Origin of the sequence: Microseira sp. BLCC-F43 (genome assembly GCF_041929235.1) — a bacterium.
Taxonomy (GTDB): Bacteria; Cyanobacteriota; Cyanobacteriia; order Cyanobacteriales; family Aerosakkonemataceae; genus Microseira.
Genome location: NZ_JBHFNP010000076.1, coordinates 1 through 3,357, shown reverse-complemented (window position 1 = coordinate 3,357; position 3,357 = coordinate 1). Strand labels below are relative to the sequence as shown.

Annotated in this window: 8 protein-coding genes; 3 read left to right on the top strand and 5 right to left on the bottom strand. The window is 44.6% G+C overall.

Translation table 11 applies throughout. The features are described 5' to 3' along the window. Positions 1 to 366 precede the first annotated feature (366 nt). From ACE1CM_RS12175 to ACE1CM_RS12155, 5 genes are all read right to left on the bottom strand, one after another. Positions 367 to 729 carry a type II toxin-antitoxin system VapC family toxin gene (locus ACE1CM_RS12175; protein WP_374877738.1) on the bottom strand — a complete coding sequence of 121 codons (363 nt, stop codon included), beginning with the start codon at positions 727 to 729 and terminating at the stop codon, positions 367 to 369. Continuing rightward, positions 726 to 971, bottom strand: coding sequence for a hypothetical protein (locus ACE1CM_RS12170; RefSeq protein WP_374877737.1), 246 nt, complete (start codon positions 969 to 971; stop codon positions 726 to 728). The genes ACE1CM_RS12175 and ACE1CM_RS12170 overlap by 4 nt, the downstream gene beginning before the upstream one ends. A gap of 60 nt (positions 972 to 1,031) precedes the next feature. Beyond that, entirely contained in the window at positions 1,032 to 1,280 is a 249-nt protein-coding gene (locus ACE1CM_RS12165; protein ID WP_374877736.1) for a ribbon-helix-helix protein, CopG family, read from the bottom strand. A gap of 127 nt (positions 1,281 to 1,407) precedes the next feature. Continuing rightward, the gene (locus ACE1CM_RS12160; RefSeq protein WP_374877735.1) at positions 1,408 to 1,539 is read right to left on the bottom strand and encodes a hypothetical protein; all 132 of its coding nucleotides are present in this window, start codon (positions 1,537 to 1,539) and stop codon (positions 1,408 to 1,410) included. Further along, a complete protein-coding gene (locus tag ACE1CM_RS12155; protein ID WP_374877734.1) occupies positions 1,536 to 1,775 on the bottom strand; it encodes a hypothetical protein in 240 nt (79 codons plus the stop codon). The genes ACE1CM_RS12160 and ACE1CM_RS12155 overlap by 4 nt, the downstream gene beginning before the upstream one ends. A gap of 211 nt (positions 1,776 to 1,986) precedes the next feature. On the opposite strand from ACE1CM_RS12155, the gene ACE1CM_RS12150 reads away from it, so the two are divergent. The 3 genes from ACE1CM_RS12150 to ACE1CM_RS12140 all read left to right on the top strand — a co-directional run bounded on the left by ACE1CM_RS12150 (position 1,987) and on the right by ACE1CM_RS12140 (position 3,271). Further along, on the top strand, positions 1,987 to 2,544 hold the full coding sequence (locus ACE1CM_RS12150; protein WP_374877733.1) for a hypothetical protein: 558 nt from the start codon (positions 1,987 to 1,989) through the stop codon (positions 2,542 to 2,544). Continuing rightward, positions 2,541 to 2,846 carry a helix-turn-helix domain-containing protein gene (locus ACE1CM_RS12145; protein WP_374877732.1) on the top strand — a complete coding sequence of 102 codons (306 nt, stop codon included), beginning with the start codon at positions 2,541 to 2,543 and terminating at the stop codon, positions 2,844 to 2,846. The genes ACE1CM_RS12150 and ACE1CM_RS12145 overlap by 4 nt, the downstream gene beginning before the upstream one ends. Before the next feature lie 104 nt (positions 2,847 to 2,950). Next, the gene (locus ACE1CM_RS12140) at positions 2,951 to 3,271 is read left to right on the top strand and encodes a DUF6883 domain-containing protein (protein ID WP_374877731.1); all 321 of its coding nucleotides are present in this window, start codon (positions 2,951 to 2,953) and stop codon (positions 3,269 to 3,271) included. The last annotated feature ends 86 nt before the right edge of the window (positions 3,272 to 3,357 follow it).

The following is a 3,357-nucleotide window of genomic DNA, read 5'->3' as shown; positions in this document are numbered from 1 at the left end:
TATGGTGTTGCACTTTGAGCCTGTGTCTCCTGATTCAACACCTGAAATGGTGACGGCATAAGCAATATAAAACCTACTGATGAGTATGATATCGCCTATGCAGAAAATGTCCCGGTAAAAGAGTTTATGGAATCTGAGGCTAAGAAGGAAGACTAATGTTAGATATTACATTCTACTCAGAAGATAAAGAAGAAGCCGATATTAGAGGAGAATTTGTCATATCATGTCCGGTCGATTACCCATAATTAGCAGCCGGGACACGGCAAAATCAAAGTTATCTGTTTGTCCGAGAAATCTAGGATGCCGTGTCCCTACGCAACAAGAGGGTAAGGTTTTTTTATTATGGGCAATTCAACGGACATCATATCACTTATTGGAAACAGCCGTAACCATCTGGCATCCTTGACTAACAGCAAGCGCTAAATAAACACAGTCATAAACTGCTTGCTCTATTCGTACTGCAATTTCTAAAGCTTGCGGCATCAGCGGTAAAGATTGATGAATCTCTAACCCAAGTCCCATCAACGCAGCTAAATCCTCTTGAGCATATTCTAAAGTCGTTTCCCCACGCCGCACTCGCTTCCAAAGAATATTGCCAATCTCTGGAAAAAAGAAATCTGGAACTAAAAGATTATAGTCAATATTTCGCAACCGCAGTGCAGCTTCAGAATGAATTTCCGGCACTACCCACTTAATTCCTACATTGGCATCCACAACAAATTGAGTCAACGCTGTCTATCCTCTCGCAAAAGTTCCACGCTATCGCTAAAAGTTCGACCTGCATACTTAGCCCGCGATCGCTCAATTCTATCCCATGCTGCTGCTTTTAGAGCCGCTCGATCCACTCCCTCAGCCGCCGCCTCTAAAATTACTTTTAACTCGGCTTCGAGAGTTCTACCCTGACTTTGAGCGCGAATTTTTAGCTTCTCAATAATTATGGGATCGAGGTCTTTAATTATCACTTGATTCATAGCTATCTCTCCCTAATTTACCGTTCATCCTATCCTCTGGCTGACTTACTGCGATGTAAGTTACTTTTCAAAGCTTTCCCTATTCAATTTTTTTTCTATTGCTTCCAATCGCTGGTCATGGCTGCGTAGCACGTTACGAATTGTCTCGATATCCGCATTGATTCCGGTTACTGTATTCTTACCCAAATATTGCGCTAACGCCTCAAGTATTACCTGAGTTTTAGTTTTACCAGTCTGCTTACAGAGTTCGTTAATCTCCTCCAGCCATTCTGGGGGGATTCTCACCCCTATGGTAGGGCTTTCTGCCATTGATTCTGTAAACCTTGTTGAACACCGCTAACCTCCAGTTTGACACAGGGTTGATCGATTTTGACTTAACTGCGAACGGCGCTATACAAAGTTAGTGCTAGCAATGTTAAACAGTGTTTCTGCTAGCTCATTCATTCCCACCTAACTTTTCAAGCATTGCTTCCCACGCCTCAATCTGTTGCTGTAATTGTTGAATGCGATCGCCTTTAGCCTGACACTGTTCAAATTGTCCTTTTCCCTCCAACTCGTCCCGCCTCAAGCTGATGAGTATTTGGAGTGACCTTTGAATTCCCCCAACTCATCAGGGGAAAGCTGCACTGTCAATATCTCTGAAGAAGGAATAATCACCGAATTGATACTCTCTCCCTCATCTAGCCGTCTAGCAACCTCCAGAATCGTATCTGCGATCGCTTCCGGAATCCTAACTGCCTTAGTTTTCCCCAGATTCCATTTCAGTTTGCGTCCACTGCTTTCTCTGCGACCACCACGCGGCATAGTCTTTTCTCTGATTCTGAGATCGTTGTTTTCCTTCACTAACACAATCTCTCATTATCTGTCTATTTGATTCTTTTGGCATCTCTGCTTGATTTTGTACAAAATCAAGTATGATAGATAACGTACAAAATCAAAAAGCAAAAAGCCAGCGCCCCAACCTTGGACAGTTCAGCGCTGGCTATTGCTCCCAAATAATCAGGAGACTCTAACAATGGTAAAACCAAGCTGTCCAACTGACAGCCCCTCTGCGTACCAAAATGGGTATCAGCAAGCCTTGGAGGATTTTGCGATCGCAAATCTACTCACCCAACTCCAAAGCTACTCCAGCGCTGACTTCGATGCGGTGCAAATGAACCTCGCCCAAACAGAAGTTGAAAGCTTAGCCGCCATGCTGATCCGAGACTTAACGGCTAACCTGAAGGGGATGGCGATCGCAGGCTACTTAAACGCCATCCGTCACGGTAGCGCGGACATCTCTCCCAACTTATTTCACCCAACCTGCCGAAAACTATCGGTTTTATTACCAGAAATATTCCCTTTTGTCAATCCTCCGCGCTTCTTTTACGGCGATAAACTGCGCTGGATTCCCGACGGCGACAAGACAGACTGGGGAATTGCCATTGGCAGATTCTACAGTTTTGCACCTCATCTGTGTGCTTGGACTTGGTGCTACTTGATTTGGCTCGATTGTCTCTCTCCCAGTTACGCTTGGACTGTTGCGGATACTGCGTGGGAAGATGACCTCGAACGGATGGAGGAAGCAGCATGACTCCCCTTCCTCTCACCGCGCGACAGCAAACTTTAATCGACCTCTACGGGTATTGCTCTTTAGGAATGACGCCGCAGCAGTTTTACGCCAAATGGCAGGTGACTCACGAGGAGATGGCTTTCATTTGCTCTCGTTCTGAATCTACAGTTCGACGGTGGTTTAAACGGGGTAGAAACTATCGGCGTCCCAAGCCAACGGATCTGCGCCATCTCGCGTTAATGGACTTTCTGCTGGAACATTACCAGGAGATTCCTACGGAACTGTTGAACTTGCTTTGTCAGCGCGATCGCCAAACCTTATAATCTAAAACTCGCTAAATGTCAAAAGCAGATTGACATTTTATTTCCAGCCATCCTCAAAGTAGGGTGGCTTTATTAGTAAGTGCAACATCCGATGTTAATTCCAAATGCAGAAATTGCCGTCGTTGATATTCGGAAACTGCGCGACTACTGTCTTAATCGGTGAACATGATGAGGGAAAACACAAAGATCGGCTCTTTTTATCGATACTAGGTATGACTGCTGAGAATGCTGAGGAGTTACGCCAAATACTTCTCGAAGTCGTCAGAAGCCATGAAGCTCAATTGGGACGACGAGATGAATTTGGACAACGTTATATTTTAGATTTCACGCTCGAATGGCAAGATAGAAGTGCAAGGGTTCGGAGTGGCTGGATTATTGAACGTGACTCTAATATGCCAAAATTAACAACTTGCTATCCTTTATAGAAACTCGAGAGGATAAGAGATGACGACAAATACAATTAAGTTGCTTGACGTGGTGGCTTTAACCGTTAACCTTCCGGAATACAATT